The 22,913-nt window shown below is 64.3% G+C and carries 27 protein-coding genes; 22 read left to right on the forward strand and 5 right to left on the reverse strand.

Features of this window, described 5'->3' with window-relative positions; translation table 11 throughout:
- Nucleotide 1 precedes the first annotated feature (1 nt).
- From rsmD to miaA, 3 genes are read left to right on the forward strand one after another with little or no spacing between them, the layout of a single operon-like run.
- Nucleotides 2-562: a 16S rRNA (guanine(966)-N(2))-methyltransferase RsmD gene (gene rsmD / locus DND132_RS01545; protein WP_014320945.1), complete on the forward strand. Its 561-nt coding sequence runs from the start codon at nucleotides 2-4 to the stop codon at nucleotides 560-562.
- A complete protein-coding gene (coaD, locus tag DND132_RS01550) occupies nucleotides 550-1,077 on the forward strand; it encodes a pantetheine-phosphate adenylyltransferase (protein ID WP_014320946.1) in 528 nt (175 codons plus the stop codon). Before rsmD ends, coaD begins: the two co-directional genes overlap by 13 nt.
- Nucleotides 1,074-2,000, forward strand: a complete 927-nt coding sequence (gene miaA / locus DND132_RS01555; RefSeq protein WP_014320947.1) for a tRNA (adenosine(37)-N6)-dimethylallyltransferase MiaA — start codon at nucleotides 1,074-1,076, stop codon at nucleotides 1,998-2,000. Before coaD ends, miaA begins: the two co-directional genes overlap by 4 nt.
- On the opposite strand, the gene DND132_RS01560 is transcribed toward miaA, so the two are convergent.
- Entirely contained in the window at nucleotides 2,001-2,489 is a 489-nt protein-coding gene (locus DND132_RS01560; protein ID WP_014320948.1) for a SixA phosphatase family protein, read from the reverse strand.
- 231 nt (nucleotides 2,490-2,720) lie between these two features.
- Between DND132_RS01560 and DND132_RS01565 the strand changes: the two genes are divergently transcribed.
- The 3 genes from DND132_RS01565 to DND132_RS01575 are packed head-to-tail and all read left to right on the forward strand — an operon-like array spanning nucleotide 2,721 to nucleotide 5,064.
- Entirely contained in the window at nucleotides 2,721-3,581 is an 861-nt protein-coding gene (locus DND132_RS01565; RefSeq protein ID WP_148266924.1) for a hypothetical protein, read from the forward strand.
- Nucleotides 3,574-4,476, forward strand: coding sequence for a hypothetical protein (locus DND132_RS01570; protein ID WP_014320950.1), 903 nt, complete (start codon nucleotides 3,574-3,576; stop codon nucleotides 4,474-4,476). Before DND132_RS01565 ends, DND132_RS01570 begins: the two co-directional genes overlap by 8 nt.
- Before the next feature lie 21 nt (nucleotides 4,477-4,497).
- Complete coding sequence (locus DND132_RS01575) at nucleotides 4,498-5,064, forward strand: CDP-alcohol phosphatidyltransferase family protein (RefSeq protein ID WP_014320951.1); 567 nt, start codon at nucleotides 4,498-4,500, stop codon at nucleotides 5,062-5,064.
- Nucleotides 5,065-5,380: 316 nt separating this feature from the next.
- On the opposite strand, the gene DND132_RS01580 is transcribed toward DND132_RS01575, so the two are convergent.
- Nucleotides 5,381-5,581 carry a twin-arginine translocase TatA/TatE family subunit gene (locus tag DND132_RS01580; protein WP_014320952.1) on the reverse strand — a complete coding sequence of 67 codons (201 nt, stop codon included), beginning with the start codon at nucleotides 5,579-5,581 and terminating at the stop codon, nucleotides 5,381-5,383.
- 244 nt (nucleotides 5,582-5,825) lie between these two features.
- Between DND132_RS01580 and DND132_RS01585 the strand changes: the two genes are divergently transcribed.
- From DND132_RS01585 to DND132_RS01635, 11 genes are all read left to right on the forward strand, one after another.
- Nucleotides 5,826-6,197 (forward strand): hypothetical protein, encoded by a 372-nt coding sequence (locus DND132_RS01585; protein WP_014320953.1) that lies wholly within the window; start codon nucleotides 5,826-5,828, stop codon nucleotides 6,195-6,197.
- Nucleotides 6,198-6,213: 16 nt separating this feature from the next.
- Nucleotides 6,214-6,996, forward strand: a complete 783-nt coding sequence (locus DND132_RS01590) for a hypothetical protein (protein WP_014320954.1) — start codon at nucleotides 6,214-6,216, stop codon at nucleotides 6,994-6,996.
- A 16-nt stretch (nucleotides 6,997-7,012) separates the two neighbouring features.
- Nucleotides 7,013-7,693 carry an HAD family hydrolase gene (locus tag DND132_RS01595; RefSeq protein ID WP_014320955.1) on the forward strand — a complete coding sequence of 227 codons (681 nt, stop codon included), beginning with the start codon at nucleotides 7,013-7,015 and terminating at the stop codon, nucleotides 7,691-7,693.
- An 85-nt stretch (nucleotides 7,694-7,778) separates the two neighbouring features.
- Nucleotides 7,779-8,087 carry a YggT family protein gene (locus tag DND132_RS01600; RefSeq protein WP_014320956.1) on the forward strand — a complete coding sequence of 103 codons (309 nt, stop codon included), beginning with the start codon at nucleotides 7,779-7,781 and terminating at the stop codon, nucleotides 8,085-8,087.
- 22 nt (nucleotides 8,088-8,109) lie between these two features.
- Nucleotides 8,110-8,613, forward strand: coding sequence for a DivIVA domain-containing protein (locus DND132_RS01605; RefSeq protein WP_014320957.1), 504 nt, complete (start codon nucleotides 8,110-8,112; stop codon nucleotides 8,611-8,613).
- Nucleotides 8,614-8,634: 21 nt separating this feature from the next.
- Nucleotides 8,635-8,931, forward strand: coding sequence for a DUF167 domain-containing protein (locus DND132_RS01610; RefSeq protein WP_014320958.1), 297 nt, complete (start codon nucleotides 8,635-8,637; stop codon nucleotides 8,929-8,931).
- 20 nt (nucleotides 8,932-8,951) lie between these two features.
- Complete coding sequence (locus DND132_RS01615) at nucleotides 8,952-9,182, forward strand: DUF465 domain-containing protein (protein WP_014320959.1); 231 nt, start codon at nucleotides 8,952-8,954, stop codon at nucleotides 9,180-9,182.
- Nucleotides 9,183-9,185: 3 nt separating this feature from the next.
- Nucleotides 9,186-10,877 carry a biosynthetic-type acetolactate synthase large subunit gene (ilvB, locus tag DND132_RS01620; protein ID WP_014320960.1) on the forward strand — a complete coding sequence of 564 codons (1,692 nt, stop codon included), beginning with the start codon at nucleotides 9,186-9,188 and terminating at the stop codon, nucleotides 10,875-10,877.
- A 9-nt stretch (nucleotides 10,878-10,886) separates the two neighbouring features.
- A complete protein-coding gene (gene ilvN, locus DND132_RS01625) occupies nucleotides 10,887-11,378 on the forward strand; it encodes an acetolactate synthase small subunit (RefSeq protein WP_014320961.1) in 492 nt (163 codons plus the stop codon).
- Nucleotides 11,379-11,498: 120 nt separating this feature from the next.
- The gene (ilvC, locus tag DND132_RS01630; protein WP_014320962.1) at nucleotides 11,499-12,488 is read left to right on the forward strand and encodes a ketol-acid reductoisomerase; all 990 of its coding nucleotides are present in this window, start codon (nucleotides 11,499-11,501) and stop codon (nucleotides 12,486-12,488) included.
- A 285-nt stretch (nucleotides 12,489-12,773) separates the two neighbouring features.
- A complete protein-coding gene (locus DND132_RS01635) occupies nucleotides 12,774-13,346 on the forward strand; it encodes a DUF2179 domain-containing protein (protein ID WP_014320963.1) in 573 nt (190 codons plus the stop codon).
- A 3-nt stretch (nucleotides 13,347-13,349) separates the two neighbouring features.
- Here the strand turns inward: DND132_RS01635 and DND132_RS01640 are convergent, their stop codons facing one another.
- A complete protein-coding gene (locus tag DND132_RS01640) occupies nucleotides 13,350-14,126 on the reverse strand; it encodes an acyl-CoA dehydratase activase (protein ID WP_014320964.1) in 777 nt (258 codons plus the stop codon).
- Nucleotides 14,123-15,400 (reverse strand): double-cubane-cluster-containing anaerobic reductase, encoded by a 1,278-nt coding sequence (locus tag DND132_RS01645; protein WP_014320965.1) that lies wholly within the window; start codon nucleotides 15,398-15,400, stop codon nucleotides 14,123-14,125. Before DND132_RS01645 ends, DND132_RS01640 begins: the two co-directional genes overlap by 4 nt.
- Nucleotides 15,401-15,934: 534 nt before the next feature.
- On the opposite strand from DND132_RS01645, the gene DND132_RS01650 reads away from it, so the two are divergent.
- From DND132_RS01650 to DND132_RS01675, 5 genes are all read left to right on the forward strand, one after another.
- Entirely contained in the window at nucleotides 15,935-16,324 is a 390-nt protein-coding gene (locus tag DND132_RS01650) for a winged helix-turn-helix domain-containing protein (protein ID WP_014320966.1), read from the forward strand.
- A 149-nt stretch (nucleotides 16,325-16,473) separates the two neighbouring features.
- Nucleotides 16,474-19,515, forward strand: coding sequence for a formate dehydrogenase-N subunit alpha (gene fdnG / locus DND132_RS01660; protein WP_014320967.1), 3,042 nt, complete (start codon nucleotides 16,474-16,476; stop codon nucleotides 19,513-19,515).
- A 12-nt stretch (nucleotides 19,516-19,527) separates the two neighbouring features.
- Entirely contained in the window at nucleotides 19,528-20,262 is a 735-nt protein-coding gene (locus DND132_RS01665) for a 4Fe-4S dicluster domain-containing protein (RefSeq protein ID WP_014320968.1), read from the forward strand.
- A 74-nt stretch (nucleotides 20,263-20,336) separates the two neighbouring features.
- The gene (locus DND132_RS01670) at nucleotides 20,337-21,251 is read left to right on the forward strand and encodes a formate dehydrogenase accessory protein FdhE (protein WP_014320969.1); all 915 of its coding nucleotides are present in this window, start codon (nucleotides 20,337-20,339) and stop codon (nucleotides 21,249-21,251) included.
- Between the two features lie 4 nt (nucleotides 21,252-21,255).
- On the forward strand, nucleotides 21,256-22,047 hold the full coding sequence (locus tag DND132_RS01675; RefSeq protein ID WP_014320970.1) for a formate dehydrogenase accessory sulfurtransferase FdhD: 792 nt from the start codon (nucleotides 21,256-21,258) through the stop codon (nucleotides 22,045-22,047).
- Between the two features lie 280 nt (nucleotides 22,048-22,327).
- Here DND132_RS01675 and DND132_RS01680 read toward each other — a convergent pair whose 3' ends face one another.
- On the reverse strand, nucleotides 22,328-22,888 hold the full coding sequence (locus DND132_RS01680) for a chalcone isomerase family protein (protein WP_014320971.1): 561 nt from the start codon (nucleotides 22,886-22,888) through the stop codon (nucleotides 22,328-22,330).
- Between the last annotated feature and the right edge of the window lie 25 nt (nucleotides 22,889-22,913).

The following is a 22,913-nucleotide window of genomic DNA, read 5'->3' on the forward strand; positions in this document are numbered from 1 at the left end:
CGTGCGCATCGTCGGCGGACAATACAAGGGGCGCAGGATTCTGACCTGCGAAGGACCGGGCTACCGGCCCGCGACCATGAAGGTGCGCGAGTCGGTGTTCTCCATGCTCGCGGCGCGCGGCGTGGACTTCGGCCGGGCGCGGGTCATCGACATGTTCGCGGGCAGCGGCTCCCTGGCCCTGGAATGCCTGAGCCGGGGCGCGCCCATGGCCTGGTTCGTGGAGAAGAGCCCCAAGGCCGCCGCGCTCATCCGCCGCAACCTGGCGGACCTCAAGGTGGACAAGGGCCATTTCAGGGTGGTCTGCAAGGACCTTTTCAGTGTATTGTCCAAGGGGCCGGAGCGTCCGTTCGACCTGGTCTTCATCGATCCGCCCTACGGGCACGACCTGCTCGTCCCGGCCCTGGAAAAGGCGCTGGAGAACGGCTGGATCGCGCCGGGCGGGCTGGTTCTGGCCGAGGTGGAACGCTCGGTGACCGCCCCGGAGGACGGCCCCGTGGGGGCCATGGAGTTGCTAACCGACCGCGAATACGGTCAAACCAGGATTTTGTTATGGCGAAATTGAACCCCAGGCTGGCCGTGTACCCCGGCACCTTCGATCCTTTGACCATGGGCCACGTGGGCCTGACCCGCCGGGGGCTGAACGTCTTCGACAACATCATCCTGGGCGTGGCCGAGAGCACGCCCAAGCGGACGCTGTTCACCGTGGGCGAGCGCGTGGCCCTGGCCCGGGACGTGTTCCGCGACGAGCCCAGGATCACCGTGGAATCCTTTGACTGCCTGCTCATCGACTACGTGGAGAGCCGGGGGGCGGGGTCCATCATGCGCGGCCTGCGCGCGGTCTCGGACTTCGAGTACGAGTTCCAGATGGCCCTCATGAACCGCAAGCTCAAGCACGACATCGAGACTGTGTTCATGATGACCGACTTCAAGTGGATGTACCTGAGCTCCACCATCGTCAAGGAAGTGGCTCAGTACGGCGGGGACATCCGGGGGCTGGTGCCCGGCCCGGTGGCCACGGCCCTGTCGGTCAAGTTCGGCGTCAAGCCCCAGGAGTGGGGACACAACCACTACATATGAGCAAGCCCCCCATCGTCTGCCTGCTCGGCCCGACCGGCACGGGCAAGACCTCAGCGGCCATCGCCATTGCGGGCCGCCTGCCCGCGAGCGTCATCAACTTCGACTCCCGTCAGGTCTACCGCGACTTTCCGATCATCACGGCCCAGCCCGACGCGGACGAGCGCGCCGCCTGCCCGCACCATCTCTACGGATTCCTGCCCACCGGGGAGAAGATGACCGCGGCCCGGTTCGTGGAGCTGGCCGTGGACAGGATCGAGGCCGTGCGCGGGGAGGGCCGCCTGCCCATCCTGGTGGGCGGCACCGGGCTCTATCTCCGCTCCCTGCTGACCGGCATTGCGCCCATCCCGGAGATTCCCGAGGACATTCGCCGACAGGTCCTTGATCGCGTGGCAGCGGAAGGGCCCCAGGCCCTGCACGCGGAACTGACGCGCACCGACCCGGACTACGCGGCCAAAATCCATCCCAACGACACCCAGCGCAACGCCCGCGCCGCCGAGGTCTTCCTGGCCACGGGCCGGACCATGACCTGGTGGCACACCGAGAGCGAGCACGCCCCGGCCCCCTACGACGCCCTCAAGATCGGCATGCGCCTGGCCCTGAACGACCTGGAGCCGCTCCTGGCCGCGCGCATCGACGTCATGCTCGAGCGCGGGGGGCTGGACGAGGCCAGGGCCGCCTTCGCGCGTTGCCCGGACCCGGACGCGCCGGGCTGGACCGGCATCGGCTGCGCCGAGCTGCTCGGGTTCCTGCGCGGCGCACTGACCCTGGCCGAGGCCCGAGAGAAATGGGTGCGGAACACCAGGGCCTATGCCAAACGGCAGCTGACCTGGTTCAACAGGGAGGCGGACATCCACTGGTTCGCGCCCGGCGAGAACCGGGCCGTGGCCGACCTGACGGTGGCGTGGCTGGCGGAGCGGGGCTGATCAGCTTCCGGCCAGGACGGTCAGCTGCGTCGGGGTCAGGGCCCAGTTCAGGGTCCCGGCGGACTTGCCGGGTTCGAGACCGAGCTGCATGAGCCCGCCGTTCTCCACACGGACCTCCACATGCCTTCCCGGCGACAGGATGGCTGAGGCCAGGAGGGCCAGGGAGGGCAGGTGGCCGGTGATGAGGATGGAATCCAACCCTTCGTATTCGCGGATGAAATTGATGGTCTCGGCGGTCGGGGCCATGGCCTTGACCGCGTCCGTGACCACGATGCGTTCCACGGGGTAGCCGGTCTGTCCGGCCATGATCTCGGCGGTCTGGATGGAGCGGACCTTGGAACTGGCCGCCACCAGCTGGAAGCGCAGGCCGAGGATGGCGGCGGCGCGGGCGGACTTCTCCACCTGCTCCCGGCCCACCGGGCTCAGGGGCTGGTTCGGGTTGACTTCCTTGGGCAGGCAGGCGCCGTGCTGCATGAGATGGATTAGCATGTCTCGCTCCGTGGTTGAAGGCCGTCCCGGGATGCTAGCACCGCGTCCGGCCGGCGGCAAGCGGCTTGCAGAAAACCGGCAAGCGCGATACAGGGGGATTGCCTTGGCCATCCCGGCCGCACGGGGCCTTGAACACTTCAGGACAGTTAGCCGATGTCGTTTCGCATATTCGTTCCCATTTTATTGTCATTTCTCCTTTTTGCTTCGCCTGCCCGGGCCTTTGACGGGCTCGTGCAGACCTTCGGGGCCGACGGGACCCTCTCCTGGGGCACCGGCGAGCTGTCCGTGGTCCGGCCCGTGGAGGGCGCGGCCGCGGACGAATCCGACACCGCCCTGTCGCCGCTCTCCGTGCGCAGGGCCGTGGTCCAGGCGCGCAAGCGGCTCCTGGACATGGTCCTGTCCGTGCGCATCGACGGGCACCAGACCGTGGGCGCGTTCCTGTCCGGGGACAGCGACCTGGCCGCCCAGGTGCGCGGGCTGATCCAGAACTCCCTGTACCGGGGGCCGGGCCTCTACGACGAGGCGGGCACGGTGCGCGTGTCCGAGAAGCTGCGCGGACAGCTGGCCGAATTGATCCTGCCCAACACCATCCAGTTCCAGAGCACCATCCCGCCCCGGCTGTCCACGGCCACGGGGCAGGGCGTGGACACGCCCGACAACGCGCCCGAAGAGGTGGGCAGCGGCACGCGAGGCTACACCGGCGTGGTCGTCGATGCGCGCGGGCTCAAGCTCACCCCGGCCCTGGCCCCGATCATCTACGGCCAGGACGGGTTCGGCGCCTACGGCTACTTCCAGGTCAGCCGGACCAACGTGGTGGACAAGGGCATGGTCGCCTATTCCGTGAGCGACAACCCCAAGGTCCTGGCCGAGCGGGTCGGCAAGCGGCCGCTCATGGTCCGGGCCCTCGGGGCCTACGGCTCCTGGCGGACGGACGTGATCATCGCCGCCTCGGACGCCCGGCTGGTCCGGGCCGTGGTCAAGACCGGTCCCATCGCGGACGGATGTCGGGTGGTCATCCTGGTGGACCGCCCCGAAAAGGAATCGGGCGACGCGGACGCGGCCCGGACTGCCAAGGGGGCTGGTGATGCGTAGGTATCTGTTTCTCTTTTTCATTGTCTGCTGCCTGCTGAGCGTCCGGCCCGTCCTGGCCGGGCAGGTCCAGGTCTTCGAGCCCATGGCCGAGGGCATGTCCCAGCGCGACCTGCGCGACAAGGCGCGGGCCCAGGGATTCGCCCAGGCCGTGCTCGACGAGGCCAAGGGCATGCTCTCGAACAAGCTCCCCGAAGAGCGCGTCGCGCTGCTCAAGGAATATCTCCTCGGCCATGCCGAGCCGTTCATCCAGGGCTACAAGATAGTCTCCTCCCAGGCCTTCCCCGAGGGGCTGGGCCTGACCCTGGACGTGCGCGTGGATCGCCGCTCCCTGCGCGACAGCCTCGGCGGCATGGGGCTCTTCGCCACCCTGTCGCAGCCCCAGGCCGCCACCGTGGTCTGGCCCGGCGACCTGAGCGACGAGGAGGTCCAGGCCCTCCAGCACCTGGTCAAGCTGACCGGCATCGCGCCCGCTCAAGGGGCCTCTCCGGTCCTGACCATGGAGCGGGGCGCCGACAAGGGCACCTGGAAGTGCCGTCTGTCCTACGACGGGCAGGAGTGGATGGCCGTCAGCCCGGACATGGCCAAGGCCTGGTTCGACCTGTGGCCGCGCTTCTTCGACCGTCCCACGGCCCAGGCCGCGCGGACCGGCGGCGAAACCCTGACCGTGTCCGGCTGGTTCTCGCCCGACGGCGTCCTGGAGTTCGACCGCGTGCTGCACGGCTGGGATTCCGCCGTGCAGAACGCCCAACTCGCGGAGCTGGACATGCAGCCCTCCGGGGCCGGGGCCGTCTGGACCCTGTCCGTGATCAACCGCGACCGGCTGGAAATGCTGCTCAACGCCTTCCTGCCCCAGCGAGGCCTGAGTTTCCACCTGGCCGCCGAGAACCGGGACTAGGCCGGAGCAGGGAGGGGACCCGTGCCGCGTGACGCCATCTGGACCGTTCCCAACATCCTGACCATCGTCCGCATCCTGCTGACGCCGCTCTTCGTGGTGGCCTACGTGGGCGAGAACTTCAACCTGGCCTGGATGCTCTTCGCCGTGGCCGGGCTGACCGACGCCTTCGACGGCTTCCTGGCCAGGGTCTGGGACCAGCGCACCCAGCTCGGGGCCGTGCTCGACCCCCTGGCGGACAAGGCCCTGCTGGTCACCTCGTTCATCTGCCTGGCGGCCAAGGGCTGGATTCCCTTCTGGTTCGCCGTGCTCGTGGTCAGCCGCGACGTGATCATCGTCGGCGGCCTGGCCGTGCTCAGCTTCCTGGGCGTGGACGTCAAGAACCGCATCCGGCCCATCCGGATCAGCAAGTTCAACACCGCCGCCCAGATCGTCCTCGTGGTCGCGGTCATGATCCACCGCACCTTCGGGCTCGACTACGGCTTCTTCCTCGGGGCCCTGATCACCGTCACCGCACTGTCCACCATTCTTTCCGGCATCGCCTACGTCCGCCGAGGCTTCGCGCTCTTCTCCGAACAGGTCGAAGGGTAGGGGAGCGCGCCTCCGGGCCTCCTGCCGTTGGCGAATCTTCGAGCCCTACTGATGAGGACAGCAGCGATCGGCCGGGGGAAGGGGAGAGGGGAACCCTTTGAAAAGGGCTTCCCCTCTCCCCTTCCCCCGGACCCCCATCCCCTCTCCCTTCCTAAACTTTTTGTCGCCGCTTCGCGGAGGGCGGGGGCGGGGGGCTTTTGGGAAAAATGGGTGCGGGGGCGGAGCCGTTGGGGTCGGGTGGGGTTGCTCGGGGCAAAAAAAAGCCCGGTTGCGGAGGGCAACCGGGCGAAAGGGCCGTTGATGGAGGGAGTAGGGGCTAGCTGTCCTTCTTCTCGTCGTCGGAGGGAGAGGATTTGGGGGTCACGTCGATTTCGTCAGGCTCGCTGGTGGCCTTCTTGAAATTGCTGATGGCCTTGCCGATGCCGCCGCCGATTTCCGGCAGTTTCTTCGCGCCGAAAATGACCAAAACAATCACGAGGATGATCAAGAGTTCCCAAACGCCGAATCCGCCAATCATAAATAGCCTCCAATTGGGTGAATGACTTCACCATAATTTGTGATAGTGGCTATACACCCGGCTCCATGCCCAGTCAAGGACGGCCAGACATTTCCCCACCTCGGCCCCGACGGGATTCGGGGCCGGAAAAGGGCGGTTTGGCTTTACAATTGAATGTTCGGGCCTTACATCATCCCCATCGGCACAGGAAGACGGGTCGGCCACGGCCGCCGATGTTTCCCCACGCACAGAACCAAGGGTAGGAATGGGCACCATTTCACGGTTGCCCGGCACGGACTGCCGGCACCACATCAACGGCCGCTGCCTCTACGAGGAGTGGCTCAACCCCGGATACACGAAGTCATGGCGTTGCCAGGTCACGGCCCGGTGGGAGTCCTCCTTTGACGACTTCCTGCGCCGCGCCGAGTATTTCGGCGTGGACGAGGACGCGGCCCCGGACCTCTGGGGGCGGCAGTTCCAGCGGGTGGCTCGGGACACCTTTCACTGCGGGCTGTACACCTACCTACCCGGTGCGGACGCGCCGGGTTGCGGACACCATCTGAACGGGGTCTGCGTCATGGGCCTGCCCCGGTGCGCCGGGCGGTGCCGCCACTTCGACCCCAACAGCGACGAATAGAGCAAGGAGAGCGCGCATGCTGCTGGCATTTCCCTACATGCACCCCGAACTGTGGTCCGGTGACGACCTCGACGGGCTGACCTTTTTCGATCCCGGCCTGACCGACGAGCCGGCCCCCCACGCCTTCCGGCCCGAGGGGCTGCCTCTCGATCCCCGGACGGCCAGGGCGCTGATCAACGACTCCATCCATTTCGGCGAGCAGTTCAAGGACCCGGCCGAGATGGCCTATTTCGGGGCCATCACCGCCAACGACTTCTACGAGGGGTCGTCCATGTCCATCCAGGCCCAGCTGTCGCGCCAGTTCGACGACGGGCAGGGCACCAAGCAGGAGCGCGAGGCCCGCGATGCCCGCTCCAAGGCCCAGTTCGTGCTGCTCCTGGCCTGGACCTTCGAGGAGCGCATCCTCGAACTGGTCGGGCTGGAAGAGGGCATCCGGAACGGCTGGGACGCCATGGACCGGTCCATCGGCGTGGACGAGGAGGACAGCCTGGGTGAGCGGGAGACCGTCCTGGGCGAGACCCTGAGCCACACCGGGGGCACTTCCGACGGCCAGGAGATCCAGCTGCCCTGGCAGCGGGTGGTGGAGTCCCTGCCCGCGTTCCTGCCCGAGGGCGCGGAGCTGGTCTGCGCCGATCCCGAGATCTTCGAGGTCTGGGAGGAGTTCGGCCTTTCCTTCGAGGAAGGAGAGGACGGACTGCACAGGGCCACGGCCCCGGCCTGGAAGTTCGGCTGCCGCCGCCGCCCCCCCGAGGGGCTGCCCGCCGCGTTGCAGGAACTGACCGTCGCAATTCTCAAGTAAGCCACCGGAGCATTTCATGGCGATCGCCAACTCCCTGATGAACCCCCGTCTGGTCGAGGGCCTCAAGACCATCGTCTTCGACAACGACGGGGTGCTGATCGATTCGTATGAGGCCAACATGGTCTATTACGGCACCATCCGCAGCGAACTGGGCCTGGGGCCCATGACCGAGGCGGAGAAATACTACGTGCACACCCGGACCCACGAAGAGGCCGTGCGCCACATCGTGCCCGCGGACAGGCTGGAACAGGCCTTCGCCATCGGCCGGACCATGAACCAGGCGGACCTGGCTCCGTACTTCAAGCGCTCTGACGGCATCCGCGAATTCCTGTGGTGGCTGCGCGCGGCCGGGTTCCAACTGGCCGTGAACACCAGCCGGGGCGAGTCCATGAACCTGGTCCTCAAGCTCACGGACCTGGAGGGCTTCTTCCACCCGGTGATCACCTCCTGCGTGGTCAGCAAGCCCAAGCCGCACCCCGAGGGGCTGTACCGGATCATGGAGGCGCACGGCGTGCGTCCGGACGAGGTGGCCTACATCGGGGATTCCGTGGTGGACCAGCGGGCGGCCCAGGCCGCGGGGGTGCGCTTCTGGGCCTATCGGGACCCGGCCCTGGACGCCGAGGTCCACGTGGAGGATTTCTGGTCCATCCGGGCGGCCATGCAGCGCTGCTACAAAGGGTGTGCTCCCGCGTTTTAGGACTTGATTCTTGCATTCCCGTGTGCGAAATTACCAACATTGATACTAATCGCCGGTGCTTTGCGCCGCGCCGTCTGGAGGCCTCATGGACTTGATTGTCCAAGCAATCGCTACCGTTCTCGACATCGTTCTCACCGCCTACTTTTGGGTCGTCATCATATCCGCTCTCCTCTCCTGGGTGAACCCGGACCCGTACAATCCCATCGTTCGTTTTCTGCGCGGCATCACGGAACCGGTCTTCTACAAGATCCGCACCTGGATTCCCTTTGCCGTGGTCGGCGGCTTCGACCTCTCGCCCATCGTGGTCCTGCTGGCCATCAAGGTCTGCCAGATAGTGGTCGTGGGAAACCTCCTGCGGCTGGCCTATTCCATGGGTTCCGGCATGTCCATGTAGCCCTTTGACAAGGAGGACCGAGGTGACCGTTTCCAAGATCGATTTGCTCAACAAGCAGTTTTCGCGCAGCCTGCTCGGCTATTCCCGTGTGGAGGTCGATCAGTTCATGCTCGAACTGGCCGAGGTCCTGGGTGACGCGGCCGACGCACAGAAAGGCATGCGCAAGAAGATCAAGCGGTTGGAGAGCTCGCTCAAGGAGTACCGGCTGCGCGACGAGACCCTGCGGGACACCCTCATGTCCACCCAGAAGATGGTTGACGACCTCAAGGTGGCGGCCGGGCGCGAGGCCCAGCTGATCCTGGACGAGGCGCGCGCCAAGGCCGACGACACCGTGCGCAAGGGGCACAACCGGCTGGCGCAGATTCACGAGGAGATCGAATCCCTGAAGCGGACCAGGACCCAATTCGAGGTCCAGCTCAAGGGCATGCTCAACGCGCATCTGGAGATGCTCGAGCGCAGCGACCCCGAGCGGGACAAGGTCGAGGAGATCGAGTCCAAGCTCAAGTACCTGAAGAAGGCGGAGTAGGGGGCGCGTATTTCACGGCCGGTGTTCGTTTCCGAGCGGGAGTCGGGATGGGCTCTCGACGTCTGGGCCCAGCCGGGCGCCAGGAAGGACGAGGTCGCCGGCGAGTACCAGGGGTGCCTGAAGGTTCGACTCAGGGCCCCGGCGGTGGACAACAAGGCCAACAAGGGGTTGGTCGCGTACATCGCCCGTTTGTTGCAGTTGAAAAAAAGCCAGGTGGAGATCGTGTCCGGCCACGCCAGCCGGAGGAAGCATCTGGCACTTAATACTGCGGGCGAGCCGGACTGGGGAAGTCTTCTCTCAGGCAACGCACCGCAATAACTTGTAAAAAGGAGCAGCACATGGAAGCCAAGGACCTTGATCTCATTGAGAAGTACGGGGCCAGCGACACGCAACTCAAGGCGCTGTGGGACCAACATATCAATTATGAGAAAATGCTGGATAAACTCGAGTCCAAGTCCTACCTTTCCCCCACGGAGATGCAGGAAATGAAGGAACTCAAGAAGAAGAAACTGGCGGGCAAGACCACCCTGTCGGCGCTGCTCGACAAATACCGCCAATTGGAGGCGTAGCAAATGAAGTTGACCGGGGCCCAGATCCTGCTGAAGTGTCTGGAAGCGGAAGGTGTTGATGTCATGTTCGGTTTCCCCGGGGGAGCCGTGATCGACATTTATGACGAGATCCCCAAGTCGTCCGTGGAGCACATCCTGGTGCGTCACGAGCAGGGCGCGATTCACGCCGCCGACGGTTACGCCCGGGCCACCGGCCGGGTAGGGGTATGCCTAGTCACCTCCGGCCCCGGAGCCACCAATACCGTAACCGGCATCGCCACGGCCTACGCCGATTCGATTCCGGTCGTCATTTTCACCGGTCAGGTGCCCCGGGCCCTGATCGGCAATGACGCCTTCCAGGAAGTGGACATCGTCGGCATCACCCGACCCTGTACCAAACACAACTACCTGGTCCATGACGTCAAGGACCTGGCCCGGATCGTCAAGCAGGCCTTCTACCTGGCCCGCACCGGACGGCCCGGCCCGGTGCTCGTGGACCTGCCCAAGGACATCCAGCAGCAGGTCACCGAGTTCAAGTACCCCGAAGAAGTGTCCATGCGCAGCTACAAGCCGACCAAGAGCCCGCACATCGGCCAGATCCGCAAGGTGGTCAAGCTGCTGCAAAAGGCCAAGCGCCCGCTGATCTACGCGGGCGGCGGGGTGATCACCTCCGGTTCCCATGAGGAGCTGACCTGGCTCGGGCAGCAGCTGCACATCCCGGTGACCGCCACCCTCATGGGGCTGGGCGCGTTCCCGGGCGACGACCCGCTGTTCCTGGGCATGCTCGGCATGCACGGCACCTACGCCGCCAACATGGCGGTGAACAACTGCGACCTGCTCCTGGCCGTGGGCGCGCGCTTCGACGACCGCGTCACCGGCAAGGTGGACACCTTCGCGCCCAACGCGACCATCGTGCATATCGACGTGGACCCGACCTCCATCCAGAAGAACGTCTCGGTCCAGGTGCCCCTGGTGGCGGACTGCAAGTCCGCCCTGGCCGCGCTCAAGACCGAGACCGAGGGGACCCTCGATACGTTCGACTGGGCCGCCGACCACCAGCCGTGGGTGGACAAGGTCCAGGGCTGGATGCAGGAGCATCCGCTGACCTACAAGGACGACACCGACGGCATCAAGCCCCAGTACGTGGTCGAGAAAATTTACGAAATCACCAAGGGTGACGCCATCATCGCCACCGAGGTGGGCCAGAACCAGATGTGGGCGGCCCAGTTCTACAAGTACAACCGTCCGAACACGTTGCTGACCTCCGGCGGCCTGGGCACCATGGGCTACGGCTTCCCCGCGGCCATGGGCGCGCAACGCGCCTTCCCGGACAAGCTGGTCATCGACATCGCGGGCGACGGCTCCATCCAGATGTGCATCCAGGAGATGATGACCGTGGTCTGCAACAAGCTGCCGGTCAAGATCGTCATCCTGAACAACGGCTACCTCGGCATGGTCCGGCAGTGGCAGGAACTCTTCTACGAGAAGAACTACTGCGCCACCTGCATGGACGCCCAGCCCGACTTCGTCAAGCTGGCCGAGGCCTACGGGGCCGCCGGTTTCCGCGTGACAGAGAAGAAGGACGTGGAGAAGACCCTGCGCGAGGCCTTCAAGCTGGACAAGCCGGTCATCGTGGACATCCGCGTGGAAAAGGAAGAAAACGTCTACCCCATGGTCCCGGCCGGAGCGTCGCTGACCGAGATGCTGTTGGTTTAGGAGGCCGTGATGAGCAAGCATACACTTTCCGTGATGGTTGAAAACGAACCGGGCGTCCTGTCCCGTGTGGCCGGGCTCTTTTCCGGCCGCGGCTTCAACATCTATTCCCTGAACGTTGCCCCGACCCTGGAGAAGGGCGTCTCCCTCATGACCATCGTGGCCGAGGGCGACGACGCCATCGTCGAGCAGATCGTCAAGCAGCTTCGCAAGCTGATTCCCACCATCAAAGTCAAGGATCTCACCGAACTGAAGTCCGTCGAGCGCGAAATGGTCCTGCTCAAGGTCAATGCCGAGGATTCAAAACGCGCGGAGATCCTGCGTATTGTTGACATCTTCAGGTGCAAGGTTGTAGACGTGAGCGTCGATGAGCTGACCATCGAAGTGACGGGCGACCAGGGCAAGATCGGCGCCCTCGTCAATCTGCTCACCCGGTTCGGCATCAAGGAAATCGCCCGCACCGGCAATGTCGCCATGCGGCGCTCCATGCAGATCGACCTATAATTTGCAACCAGGCGAGTCACCGGGCCAGGAGTTCGCTCCTCGCCCGGATTTTTCGCATGTTCATATAATTCAAGCCGTTGTGTCCCAACTGGGGGCAAACAATATCGAGGAGATATTCCCATGAAAGTGTATTACGAGAAAGATGCGGACCTGACCCTTCTGAAAGACAAAACCGTGGCCGTGATCGGCTACGGCAGCCAGGGCCATGCCCACGCGCAGAACCTGCGCGACTCGGGCGTCAACGTCATCGTGGCCCAGCGTCCCGGTGGTCCCAACTATGATCTGGCCAAGGAGCACGGCTTCGAGCCCATGTCCGTGGCCGACGCCTCCAAGAAGGCCGACATGATCATGATTCTGCTGCCCGACCAGTACCAGGCCGCAGTCTTCAAGAACGAAATTCTTCCGTACCTCGAAGAGGGCAACGTCATCGCCTTCGGTCACGGCTTCAACGTCCACTTCCAGCAGATCACCCCGCCCAAGGGCGTGGACTGCGTCATGATCGCCCCCAAGGGCCCCGGTCACCTGGTGCGCCGCACCTTCACCGAGGGCGGCGGCGTGCCCTGCCTCGTGGCCGTGGCCGCCGACGCCTCCGGCAAGGCCACCGACATCGCCCTGGCCTACGCCAAGGGCATCGGCGGCGCCCGCTCCGGCGTGATCAAGACCACCTTCAAGGAAGAGACCGAGACCGACCTGTTCGGCGAGCAGGCCGTGCTCTGCGGCGGTCTGACCGCCCTGTGCAAGGCCGGTTTCGACACCCTGGTCGAGGCCGGGTACCAGCCCGAGATGGCCTACTTCGAGTGCATGCACGAACTCAAGCTGATCATCGACCTCATGTACGAGGGCGGTCTGGCCAACATGCGCTACTCCATCTCCGACACCGCCGAGTACGGCGACTACGTCACCGGCCCGCGCATCATCACCGACGAGACCCGTGCGGAAATGCGCCGCGTGCTCAAGGACATCCAGTCCGGCAAGTTCGCCCGCGACTTCATCCTGGACAACCAGGCCGGTCAGGTGGGCCTCAAGACCATGCGCCGCATCGAGTCCGAGACCCAGATCGAGGAAGTCGGCGGCCGCCTGCGCAAGATGATGAGCTGGCTCAAGAAGTAAGCTCGCCTGCCAAGGCTGTTCAAGGGCGGTCCCGTCGGGGACCGCCCTTTTTTTTCGGGACCGGGTCGCCTGGCGTCCCGCCCGCCGGAAGGGATTCCGTTTCTTCAACGGACAGAGCGTGTTGCGCGGGACGGCGGGAAAGGGAGGGCAAGGGCGGCGGGCGGCGGTTTTGCCGCCTGGGGACCGAGGCTGCAATTGTCACATTTTTTCCCGTGGATTTCCCTTGACCCACGGAGCGAAGGTGCATAGTGCTCGCTGCTCGAATTTCATTTTGAGGGTGAGACTATGACTATGGATGTCCTGTTCCTCGGGCTGGTCATCTTCCTCCTGGAAGTGATGGCCCTGACCATCGGTACCGTGCGGACCATCGTGACCATGCTCGGCGAGTCGCGGGCGGCCTTTTACCTGGGCTGCCTGGAGATGACCCTGTGGGTCTTCGGCACCTCGGCGGTCATGACCAAGGTCGGCGACACGCCGGTGCTCGGGCTGTTCTACGCGGTGGGCTTCGCCGCAGGCAACGTGATCGGCATCCTGGCCGAGAAGAAGCTGGCGCTCGGCAACGTGGTGGTGCGCATCATCAGCGCCCGCAAGGGCGTGGACATCGCCCTGGCCGTGCGCCGGGCCGGGTTCATGATCACCACCGTGGCCGGGGAGGGCTCCGAGGGCGCGGTCACGGTCCAGTTCGTGGTCTGCAAGCGCAAGGACATGAAGCTCGTCCTGGCCGAGGCGCGGCGCATCGATCCCGAGCTTTTCTACACCTTCGAGACCGCGGGCGGGGCCAGCGAGGTGCCGAGCCCCAGCTCCAGTCGCATGGACAGGCTCCTTCGGCCCATCCGCCGACTCGTCCCGCAGTTCTAGCTGCTAGGGGGCGTCTCCGGCCGCGTTGTGGCCGTGCAGGGCCGCGCCCAGGGCGCCCATGTGGTCCGGCATGTCCGGGACCAGGATGTCCCGGCCGATCTCGCCGCCGATGGACTCGGCCAGCAGGGCCAGGACGCAGGGGTTGTTGGCCACGCCCCCGGTGAAGACCAGGGGGAAGTTGAGGCCCACCCGGCGGAGCATGTTGGCGGTGCGTTTGACGATGGCCCTGTGCAGGCCCAGCGCGATGGCCTCGGGCCGCTCCCCGCGCGCCATGAGCGAGGTGGCCTCGGTCTCGGCGAAGACCGTGCAGATGGAGCTGATTTCGGGCGGGTTCTCGCCCTTGAGGGCGTATGGCCCGAACTCCTCCACCGGGATCTGAAAGACCCCGGCCGTGTATTCCAGAAACTTGCCCGTGCCGGCCGCGCAGCGGTCGTTCATCTCGAATTTCAAGACCTTGCCGTCCGCCAGGGACATGGCCTTGGTGTCCTGCCCGCCGATGTCCAGCACGGTGCGCGCCTCGGGGAAGCGGTGCGCCGCGCCCAGGGCGTGGGCCTTGATCTCGGTGATGGTTGTGCAGACGCAGCCCAGGTCCAGGCGCTGGATGAGATTGCGTCCGTAGCCGGTCCCGACCAAGGAGGCGGGGCGCAATCCATCCAGCAGTCTGAAACACTGGGACACCGGATCGAAGGTGGTCGGCAGCTTGCGCGAATCCGCCACCTCGCCGTCCTTGAGGACGACCAGTTCTATGGAACGTGATCCTATGTCCAGGCCCGCGATCATGCAAGGGTCTCCACAAAGGCCTCGATGCGCGTCTTGAGCTGTTCCACGTCCTCCATGGAGTAGTCGGTCTCGATGGAGAGCATGGGGATGCCCTCGGCCTGCAGGGTCTTGTCCACCTTGAGGGACTCGTGGGTGTACGGCTGGCAGAAGAGCAGGCTGTAGTGGATCACGCCGTCCGCCTTGAGGTCCCTGGCCAGGGCGGTGATGTGGTCCAGCCGCTCGTGGTTGGGGGTGAAGCAGGCGCAGTCGATCTTCATGTAGCGGTCGGCGATGGCGTCGATCATCTCCTCCAGGGTCTCGCCCGACTCGTCCACCAGGTCCCGCGAGTTGCGGGTGCCGATGCACGATTCCTCGCCCACGATGACCGCGCCGGAGCTCTCCACCACGTAGGGCAGCTTCCAGTTGGGCACGGCCATGGGGCAGCCCGAGAGGAGCAGTCGGGGGGTGCCCGCCGGGGCCACGCCCTCGCCCGTCTTGATGCGCGCCTCCAGTTCGTCGCACAGCTCGTTGATTTTGGCCGTGAACCGGATGGGGTCGTCGTAGAAGCTGATCTGGTTGATTAGCAGGGCGTCGCGCCCGGAGATGGGGGCCGGAGAGGCCGCGCGCAGGCTGGTCAGCCGTTGCAGGGCGCGCCGCCGGTTGTTGAGAATCTTAATCCCTTGCTTGAGCTTTTCGGCGGTGATGGTCCGGCCGGTCAGCTTCTCCACTTCCATCATGTAGCGCACGACCTCGGCCTTCCACAACTCGCGGGCGGCCTCGGACTTGGTCTGGGGCACCTCCATGACGTAGGTGGGGGCGATCTCGTTGAAGGCCTCGTAGGCCTTTTTCTTGCCGTCGCAGGTGGTCTCGCCCACGATCATGTCCGTGGACTCGATGTACGGGCAGAGCTTGGCCAGCTTGAAGCCGATGAAGGACTTGATCAGGGCGCAGGTGTTGCGCGGGACCAGCTGTTCGGCCAGTTCGCTGCCCGCCTCGGCCCCGGCGCACAGGCCCACGTGCACGGCGTCGGCGGCCAGGGTGATCTCCTCGGGCACGAAGACGCAGAAGGAGCCGACCACCTTGCGCCCCTCGGCCTTGGCGTCCTGGATCTCCCTGATGCGCAGCCCGTGCACCTCAGAAAGGACGAAATCAAGGTATTCCGCTCCCTTCAGGCGGTTTTCCTGGGACAGGTAGATGTCCCCGTAGAATTTGCCGAGCACCTCGAGCAGGCCGTCGTGCGCTTCGAGGTCCATATTCAGTTTTTCCCACATGGCGTGGTGCGTGTTTTCGGACATAGATGTTCCCCTCTGGACCGGACGTTGTGGATTGACCGATTAAATATTGATGTTATCAATAAATTACCAATACAAATCTCTATTTGCGAAACAGGGAAGGCAACAGGAAAACGATCTTTTCAACGATTTGACACCACTTTCTGCATGTGAAAACAGAAATGTCTTCGATTTGTAACCCGACGAATTTGTAGGGTAAAAGGGCGGAAGGAAAAGGGACCTCGTCGTTCGGATTTTACTATGAATTGATTAACTCACAGTATTTCAGATAATTAAGACTATTTTGTGCCAAAACGTTGTGCAGTCCGGAAGGAGTTGTGGGGAGCCTCCCGGTCCCCTAGGAAGTAGTTATGTCTATGTGGGCATAATGAAACGAGAGGACGATCCATGACCCAATGTACGTTTGAATCCGGCCGATCCGGCATCCCGGCCCCGCGTGGCGGCCGCGCCGGGTGCCATGGTCCGGTTCGGGCGTTGCCCGGCGCGGTGGCCGGACGGGGTCCGGATATTCCCGACATGCCCGCGGGGAGGTAGACCATGCTGGATGTACGCACGACCAAGCAGGCCGGCTGCAAGGCCAATCCGACCATGCGCATGCATCTGTGGTTTGAGACCGAGGAGGGCGTCCTGTTCGGTCTGGGCCGGTTGCAGCTCCTGAAAAGCGTGGAGGAGCGCGGCTCCCTCAAGGCGGCCGCCGAGGCCCTGGGCATGTCCTACCGGGGCGCCTGGGGCAAGATCAAGACCACCGAGGATCTGATCGGCCACAAGCTCATCGAACGGGATTCCAACCGGCGCGCCGGATACCACCTGACCGACTTCGGAAAATCCATCACCAGGTGCTACGACCGATGGTACCGCGAGGTCGAGGCCTATGCTCTTTCCAAAAGCCATGAATTCCTGCCTTTTTCCCTCGACCGGTATAAATGATCCGATTCCTGCGCTTTTCAATGTGTTAAATATAACATGTTGAATTGATTGAATTTTATGCTAGTATGGCTGTACCTGGGCATTTCGTCCGGGTAAGCAACTGCCGGGCCGGTCAAAGACGTCCGGCGTATAGCAAGGAGGCCATAGGTATGAAACTCGACCGCCGAAGCTTCATGAAGCTCGCAGGCTCCGGAGCGGCGTGTCTCACCCTCGGTCAGCTCGGCGTCAGCCTGACGCCGGTCAAGGCCTACGCGGCGGAGATCAAGATCTCCGGCGCCAAAGAGGTGGTGACGGTCTGTCCGTTCTGTTCGGTGAGCTGCCACATCATCGGCTACGTCAAGGACGGCAAGCTGGTCAACACAGAGGGCGACCCGGACTATCCCATCAACGAGGGCGCATTGTGCGCCAAGGGCGCGGCCATGTTCACCATGACCACCAGCCATCACCGGCTGCAGAAGCCCCTGTACCGCGCTCCCTACGGCGACAAGTGGGAAGAGAAGGACTGGGATTGGGTGCTGGACCGCATCGCGCGGCGCATCAAGGACACCCGCGACAAGGACCTCATTCTCAAGGATGACAAGGGTAAAACCGTCAACCGTCTCGAATCCATGTTCCTGCTGGGCACGTCCCACGCGGGCAACGAGGAATGTGCCATCGCCCATCAGGCGATGCGCGGCCTGGGTGTCGTCCACATGGACCACCAGGCGCGTATCTGACACAGCGCCACTGTTGCGGCTCTGGGAGAGTCGTTCGGACGCGGCGCGATGACCAACCACTGGATCGACATCAAGAATGCCGATTCCATCCTTATCATGGGCAGCAATGCTGCCGAACACCATCCGATTTCCTTCAAGTGGGTCTTGCAGGCCAAGGACAAGGGCGCCACGGTAATGCACGTGGACCCGAAGTTCTCCCGCACGTCCGCGCGGTCGGATTTCCATGTCCCCCTGCGGTCCGGTACGGACATCGCCTTCCTGGGCGGCATGATCAAGTACATCGTCGACAATGAGAAATACTTCCACGAGTACGTGGCCGAGTACACCAACGCGGCCCTGGTCGTGGGCAAGGACTTCGGGTTCAAGGACGGCATCTTCACCGGCTACGACCCCAAGACCCGGTCCTACGACAAGAGCAAGTGGGGCTTCGAGATGGACAAGAACGGCGTTCCCGTTCGCGACACCAGCCTGAAGAACCCCCGTTGCGTGTTCCAGCTGCTCAAGCAGCACTATTCCCGCTACGACCTGGATACCGTCTCGGCCACCACCGGCGTGTCCAGGGAAAACCTGCTCAAGGTGTACGAGGCCTTCGCGGCCACCGGCAAACCGGACAAGGCCGGGACCGTCATGTACGCCCTGGGCTGGACCCAGCACACCGTGGGCGTGCAGAACATTCGCTCCGCGGGCATCATCCAGCTGCTGCTCGGCAACATCGGCGTGGCCGGCGGCGGCATCAACGCCCTGCGCGGCGAGCCCAACGTCCAGGGATCCACGGACCACACCCTGCTGTACCACATCATCCCGGGTTACATGGCCATGCCGCACAACGGCTGGCAGACCTACGACGAGTACATCAAGGGCAACACCCCGGTCAGCAACGATCCGCAGTCCGCCAACTGGTGGCAGCACAAGCCCAAGTACTTCGCCAGCCTGCTCAAGGCCTGGTACGGCGATCACGCCACCAGGGAAAACGGCTTCTGCTACGAGCTGCTGCCCAAGATCGAGAAGGGCGGGGACTATTCCTACCTGTACCTCTTCGACCGCATGTACCAGGGCAAGATCCGGGGCGGCATCATCATCGGCCTGAACCCGATGAACTCCGTTCCCAACACCAACAAACTGCGCAAGGCCATGGACAACCTCGAATGGCTGGTCACCTCCGAACTCCACCATTCCGAGACCACGGACAACTGGCATCGCCCCGGCGTGGACCCGAAGAAGGTCAAGACCGAGGTCTTCCTCCTGCCTTCGGCCCACCGTCTGGAAAAGGACGGCTCGGTGACCAACTCCGGCCGCTGGCTGCTCTGGCACTACCAGGTCGTCAAGCCCGCCTACGAGGCGCGGCCCTTCGGCGACATGTTCTGCGGATTCATGTCCCGCGTGAAGAAGCTGTACGAGAAGGAGGGCGGCAAGCTGCCCGAGGCCGTGACCTGGCTCGACTACCCCGAGACCTATGATCCGGACGACCTGTGCCAGCGCATCAACGGCCGTTTCACCGTGGACTCCAAGGTCGGCGACAAGCTGTACAAGAAGGGCCAGCAGGTGCCTTCCTTCACCGCGCTGAAAGACGACGGCTCGACCATGAGCCTGAACTGGCTCTACGCGGGCAGCTATACCGAGGAGGACGGCAACAAGGCCAAGCGCCGCTCCACCAAGCAGACCGAGATGCAGGCCAACATCGGCCTGTTCCCCAACTGGTCCTGGTGCTGGCCGGTCAACCGCCGCATCCTCTACAACCGCGCCTCCGTGGACCTGAACGGCAAGCCGTACAACCCGGCCAAGGCGGTCATCGAGTGGAAGGACGGCAAGTGGATCGGCGACGTGCCCGACGGCGGCTGGCCGCCCATGGCCACCGGCAAGGGCAAGTACCCGTTCATCATGTCCAAGTTCGGCTTCGGCCAGATCTACGGCCCCGGCCGTCAGGACGGTCCGTTCTCCGAGCACTACGAGCCGGTGGAGACCCCCGTGAACAAGAACCTGTTCTCCGGACAGCTCAACAGCCCGGTGTACAAGTTCGTCTCCTCCGACATGGACAAGCTGGCCAAGCCCGCCGATCCCAAGTACCCCATCGTGCTGACCACCTACAGCCTGACCGAACACTGGTGCGGCGGCGGCGAGACCCGAAACATCCCCAACCTGCTCGAGGCCGAGCCGCAGCTCTACGTGGAGATGAGCCCGGAACTGGCGCAGGAAAAGGGCATCAAGAATGGCGACGGCGTGATCGTGGAGTCCATCCGCGGCCGGGTCGAAGCCATCGCCATGGTCACGGTCCGCATGCGCCCGCTCAAGGTGCACGGCCGGATCATCCATGAAATAGGCATGCCGTTCTGCTTCGGCTGGACGACCCCCGGAACCGGCGACTCGACCAACCGGCTGACGCCTTCGGTCGGCGACCCGAACACGACCATTCCGGAATTCAAGGCCTGCTGCGTGAACATCCGCAAGGCAGACAAGCTCACCGAGCTGGCAACCTAAGGAGGATGCGCCATGCCTAAGTCATTCTTGATAGACACATCCCGCTGCACGGCGTGCCGCGGCTGTCAGATCGCCTGCAAGGAGTGGCATGAACTGCCCGCCAACAAGACGACCCAGTACCATTGGGGCAGTCACCAGAATCCGCAGGACCTGAATCCCTACAACTACAAACTCGTTCGCTTCAGCGAACACCTCGAGGACGGCGTGGTCCGCTGGAACTTCTTCCCGGACCAGTGCCGCCACTGCGAAGTCCCTCCGTGCAAGGAGCTGGGCGACGTGTACATCGACGGAGCCATCCTCAAGGACGAGAAGACCGGCGCGGTCATCTTCACCGAGAAGACCAAGGGCTTCACCAAGGAACAGGCCGGAGAGGTCCGCGATGCGTGCCCGTACAACATCCCGCGGCGCAACGACGAGACCGGGCTGATGAGCAAGTGCACCATGTGCAACGAGCGCATCCACGCGGGCATGCCGCCCGCCTGCGTCAAGGCCTGTCCCACCGGGACCATGAACTTCGGCGACCGCGAGGAGATGCTCGCCCTGGGCAAGCAGCGCCTCGAACTCCTGAAGAAGAAGTGGCCCAAGGCGATGCTGGCGGACCCCGATGACGTCAACGTCATCTACCTGCTCATCGACGAGCCCGCCAAGTACCACGACCACGCCGTGGCCGAGGCCAATGTCGGACCCATGTCCAAGAAGCAGTTCCTGGCCACCCTGACCAGGCCCTTCAAGGCCATGAAGGCGTAACCTGAAACCACCTCTCCGCCAGGCCGGAGCGTCCCCGGACGCACCGGCCACGGGCGGAGGCTATGGAGCGTTCCATGAAATCGGTTTTTGACCAGAAGGCTGTTGCCCTGACCCTCGACGCCATCAAGCGGCGCGTGCCCGCCTATGCCGAGCTGGCCGACAAGTTCCGCCCGCTCTTCGTGGAAAAGGCGCGGCTGCGCGACGAACTGGCGGCGCAGGGCCTGGACCTGCCCGTCCTCGACGCGGCCCGCGCCAACCAGGGCGTGCCCCTGATGGTGGACGTGGACCTCGCCCCATGGGCCGGGAGCATGCGACAATCGGCGGCATCCCTCCTGCCCCTGCTGTTCGACGTGCTCAATCCCGACCCGGAGGCGTGGCGCAAGCTCGAAGCCTTTCTGGACAATGCCGACAACCTTGCGGGGCTCGCCCAGGCACGGATCGAAGGCAATTGGAAACACTTTGAGAACACCTCCGTACAGCTCGGCATCACACCGTTCACCACGCTGCTGTATATTGCAGAGACCGTTTTCTCGCCTGTCCTGTGCGCATTGGCCCAGGGACTGGGCGAGCCCCTTTCCAAGCTCGGCTGGGACCACGGCTACTGCCCGGTCTGCGGGTCCACGCCCTCCATCTCCCAGCTCTCCCCCAAGGAGGTCACGGACCTGGACCAGCTGGTCGGCGGCGGGGGCAAGAAGTTCCTGCACTGCTCCCTGTGCGGCCACGACTGGCGCTACATGCGCAACGCCTGTCCGGCCTGCGGCAACGACGACAACGAGTCGCGCGAGGTCTTCTACATGGACGACGCCAGGTTCGAGCGCATCGAGGCCTGCCACAAGTGCGGCAAGTACTGCCTGAACATCGACATGCGCGAATGCGACCCCCTGCCGGACCTGGATGCCGTGCAGATCGGGCTGATCCACCTGGACATCTTCGCCCGCGAGCACGACCTGGTGCCCATTTCCCCAACCCTCTGGAACTCCCTGGACTAAGCCCATGGGCGAACCCACGACGCATCTCAGGGCACTGAACGGCCCGGCGGAAGCGGATCGCCCCGACCGGTCGGCCGAGACCCGTCCCCTGCAACCGGCCTGTCCGGTGACCATCCAGCGTTTCGAAAACGGGAAGCTGTCCTTCAAGGATGACCAGATCGCCGAGGAGGCCGACATCCGGCTGACCGTCAACGGACAGCCCGAGGCCGTCCTGGCCCGTACCCCCGGCGACGACCTGAACCTGGTGGCGGGCTACCTGTTCTCCCAGTCGCGGATCATGTGCCCGGAGGACATCGGCACCCTCGCCCTGTCCTACCACGGCCCCTCCCGTGCGGAAGTGACCCTCAGGGAGGGGCGGACCGTGCGGCGCATCTATCCCTCGCCTCGGCCCGTACACATCGCGCCCGACATGCTCTTCCGGCTCAAGGAAATCTTCGAGCGGCGGCAGAACCTGTTCAAGAACACCGGGTGCACCCACGCGGCGGCCCTGTTCTCCGCGGACGGGCAGCTGATCGCCTACGGCGAGGACGTGGGGCGGCACAACGCCTTTGACAAGGCCCTGGGCCGGGCGCTGCTCGAAGGCACCCTGGAGGGGGTGACCATCGCCATGCTCTCCTCGCGTCTGGCCGTGGAGCTGGCCATGAAGGCGACCACCGCCAACATCCCGGTCCTGTGCGGGTTCTCGGCGGCCACCAGCTCGGCCGTTACCTACGCCGAACGCAACAACCTGAGCCTCGTTGGCCGCATCCGGGGCAACTCGTACAACGTCTACGCCAACGGGTGGCGGTTCAGGTAGGGAGAAAAAAATCAGGATTTGAAGGCCGCTTCGCGGCGATTGTCGGGCGACTTCGCCTTGATTCGCCCCGTTCTGGGGCTCACCCCTTCGGGGTCGCGCCTTATCAGGCACGGTCCAAATCCGCTGTCCTGCGGATTTGTCGGCGGGCAGCGCCAGCTTTTAGGCGAGTCTTCGAGCCTTGGAGATGGCGACAGCAGCGACAGGGTTCGCCCCCTTGCATCCCGATTAGGCGCCTTCGGCGCGGTGTGTTTCGCTTCGCGGGGGGGGAGCCGGGAGGTCTTTATTTTCCGCCCAGAATCTGTTGCTTGAAGCTCTTGCCGGGGCCGGGCTTGGGGCCGATCCAGGTGGCCAGGACGGCGTCGGCGAAGTCCTTGCCAGGAATGCCGCCCCGGGGCCGCCCGGCGATCATGACGTCGGTGCCCGTGGCCGGGTCGTAGACGAAGCCCATCTCCTGGCCCTTCTTGACGTCCGTCATCATTTTGGTCAGCTCCACGAACTTTTCCCGCAGTTCCGGGGTGACGTTTCCCACGTTGGCCTCGAGTCCGTCTATCCAGGCCTCGTTGATGGCCTTGGCGTCCACGTCGCGGACAAAGTGCATGACCATCATGCGCGGCCCCTCGTTGGCCAGGATCGCCTGGGGATCATTGGATTTCTCCGTCAGGTAAAGCCCCGCCACATAGACGTCGACGATGAACTTCTCGCGCAGGGCGATGCCGTTGAGTGTAAGCTTCCGCGCACCGACCTCCACGGTGTCGGGCAGGGTCACGTCGGCCAGCTCGGCCGCCATGGCCGGGGTCAGGCAGAGCAGGGCGAGCAGCACGGCGGAGAGTAGGCGTTTCATGGGGGCTTCCTCGTGCGCCTGTTCG

Source organism: Pseudodesulfovibrio mercurii (assembly GCF_000189295.2).
GTDB lineage: Bacteria > Desulfobacterota > Desulfovibrionia > Desulfovibrionales > Desulfovibrionaceae > Pseudodesulfovibrio > Pseudodesulfovibrio mercurii.

Excerpts from the sequence above, each read along its gene's own strand:
- coaD (WP_014320946.1), top strand. The coding sequence starts at position 550 with ATGGCGAAATTGAACCCCAGGCTGGCCGTGTACCCCGGCACCTTCGAT.
- miaA (WP_014320947.1), top strand. The coding sequence starts at position 1,074 with ATGAGCAAGCCCCCCATCGTCTGCCTGCTCGGCCCGACCGGCACGGGC.
- DND132_RS01560 (WP_014320948.1), bottom strand. The coding sequence starts at position 2,489 with ATGCTAATCCATCTCATGCAGCACGGCGCCTGCCTGCCCAAGGAAGTC.
- DND132_RS01570 (WP_014320950.1), top strand. The coding sequence starts at position 3,574 with ATGCGTAGGTATCTGTTTCTCTTTTTCATTGTCTGCTGCCTGCTGAGC.
- DND132_RS01580 (WP_014320952.1), bottom strand. The coding sequence starts at position 5,581 with ATGATTGGCGGATTCGGCGTTTGGGAACTCTTGATCATCCTCGTGATT.
- DND132_RS01585 (WP_014320953.1), top strand. The coding sequence starts at position 5,826 with ATGGGCACCATTTCACGGTTGCCCGGCACGGACTGCCGGCACCACATC.
- DND132_RS01590 (WP_014320954.1), top strand. The coding sequence starts at position 6,214 with ATGCTGCTGGCATTTCCCTACATGCACCCCGAACTGTGGTCCGGTGAC.
- DND132_RS01595 (WP_014320955.1), top strand. The coding sequence starts at position 7,013 with ATGGCGATCGCCAACTCCCTGATGAACCCCCGTCTGGTCGAGGGCCTC.
- DND132_RS01600 (WP_014320956.1), top strand. The coding sequence starts at position 7,779 with ATGGACTTGATTGTCCAAGCAATCGCTACCGTTCTCGACATCGTTCTC.
- DND132_RS01615 (WP_014320959.1), top strand. The coding sequence starts at position 8,952 with ATGGAAGCCAAGGACCTTGATCTCATTGAGAAGTACGGGGCCAGCGAC.
- ilvB (WP_014320960.1), top strand. The coding sequence starts at position 9,186 with ATGAAGTTGACCGGGGCCCAGATCCTGCTGAAGTGTCTGGAAGCGGAA.
- ilvN (WP_014320961.1), top strand. The coding sequence starts at position 10,887 with ATGAGCAAGCATACACTTTCCGTGATGGTTGAAAACGAACCGGGCGTC.
- ilvC (WP_014320962.1), top strand. The coding sequence starts at position 11,499 with ATGAAAGTGTATTACGAGAAAGATGCGGACCTGACCCTTCTGAAAGAC.
- DND132_RS01635 (WP_014320963.1), top strand. The coding sequence starts at position 12,774 with ATGACTATGGATGTCCTGTTCCTCGGGCTGGTCATCTTCCTCCTGGAA.
- DND132_RS01640 (WP_014320964.1), bottom strand. The coding sequence starts at position 14,126 with ATGATCGCGGGCCTGGACATAGGATCACGTTCCATAGAACTGGTCGTC.
- DND132_RS01645 (WP_014320965.1), bottom strand. The coding sequence starts at position 15,400 with ATGTCCGAAAACACGCACCACGCCATGTGGGAAAAACTGAATATGGAC.
- DND132_RS01650 (WP_014320966.1), top strand. The coding sequence starts at position 15,935 with ATGCTGGATGTACGCACGACCAAGCAGGCCGGCTGCAAGGCCAATCCG.
- DND132_RS01665 (WP_014320968.1), top strand. The coding sequence starts at position 19,528 with ATGCCTAAGTCATTCTTGATAGACACATCCCGCTGCACGGCGTGCCGC.
- DND132_RS01670 (WP_014320969.1), top strand. The coding sequence starts at position 20,337 with ATGAAATCGGTTTTTGACCAGAAGGCTGTTGCCCTGACCCTCGACGCC.
- DND132_RS01675 (WP_014320970.1), top strand. The coding sequence starts at position 21,256 with ATGGGCGAACCCACGACGCATCTCAGGGCACTGAACGGCCCGGCGGAA.
- DND132_RS01680 (WP_014320971.1), bottom strand. The coding sequence starts at position 22,888 with ATGAAACGCCTACTCTCCGCCGTGCTGCTCGCCCTGCTCTGCCTGACC.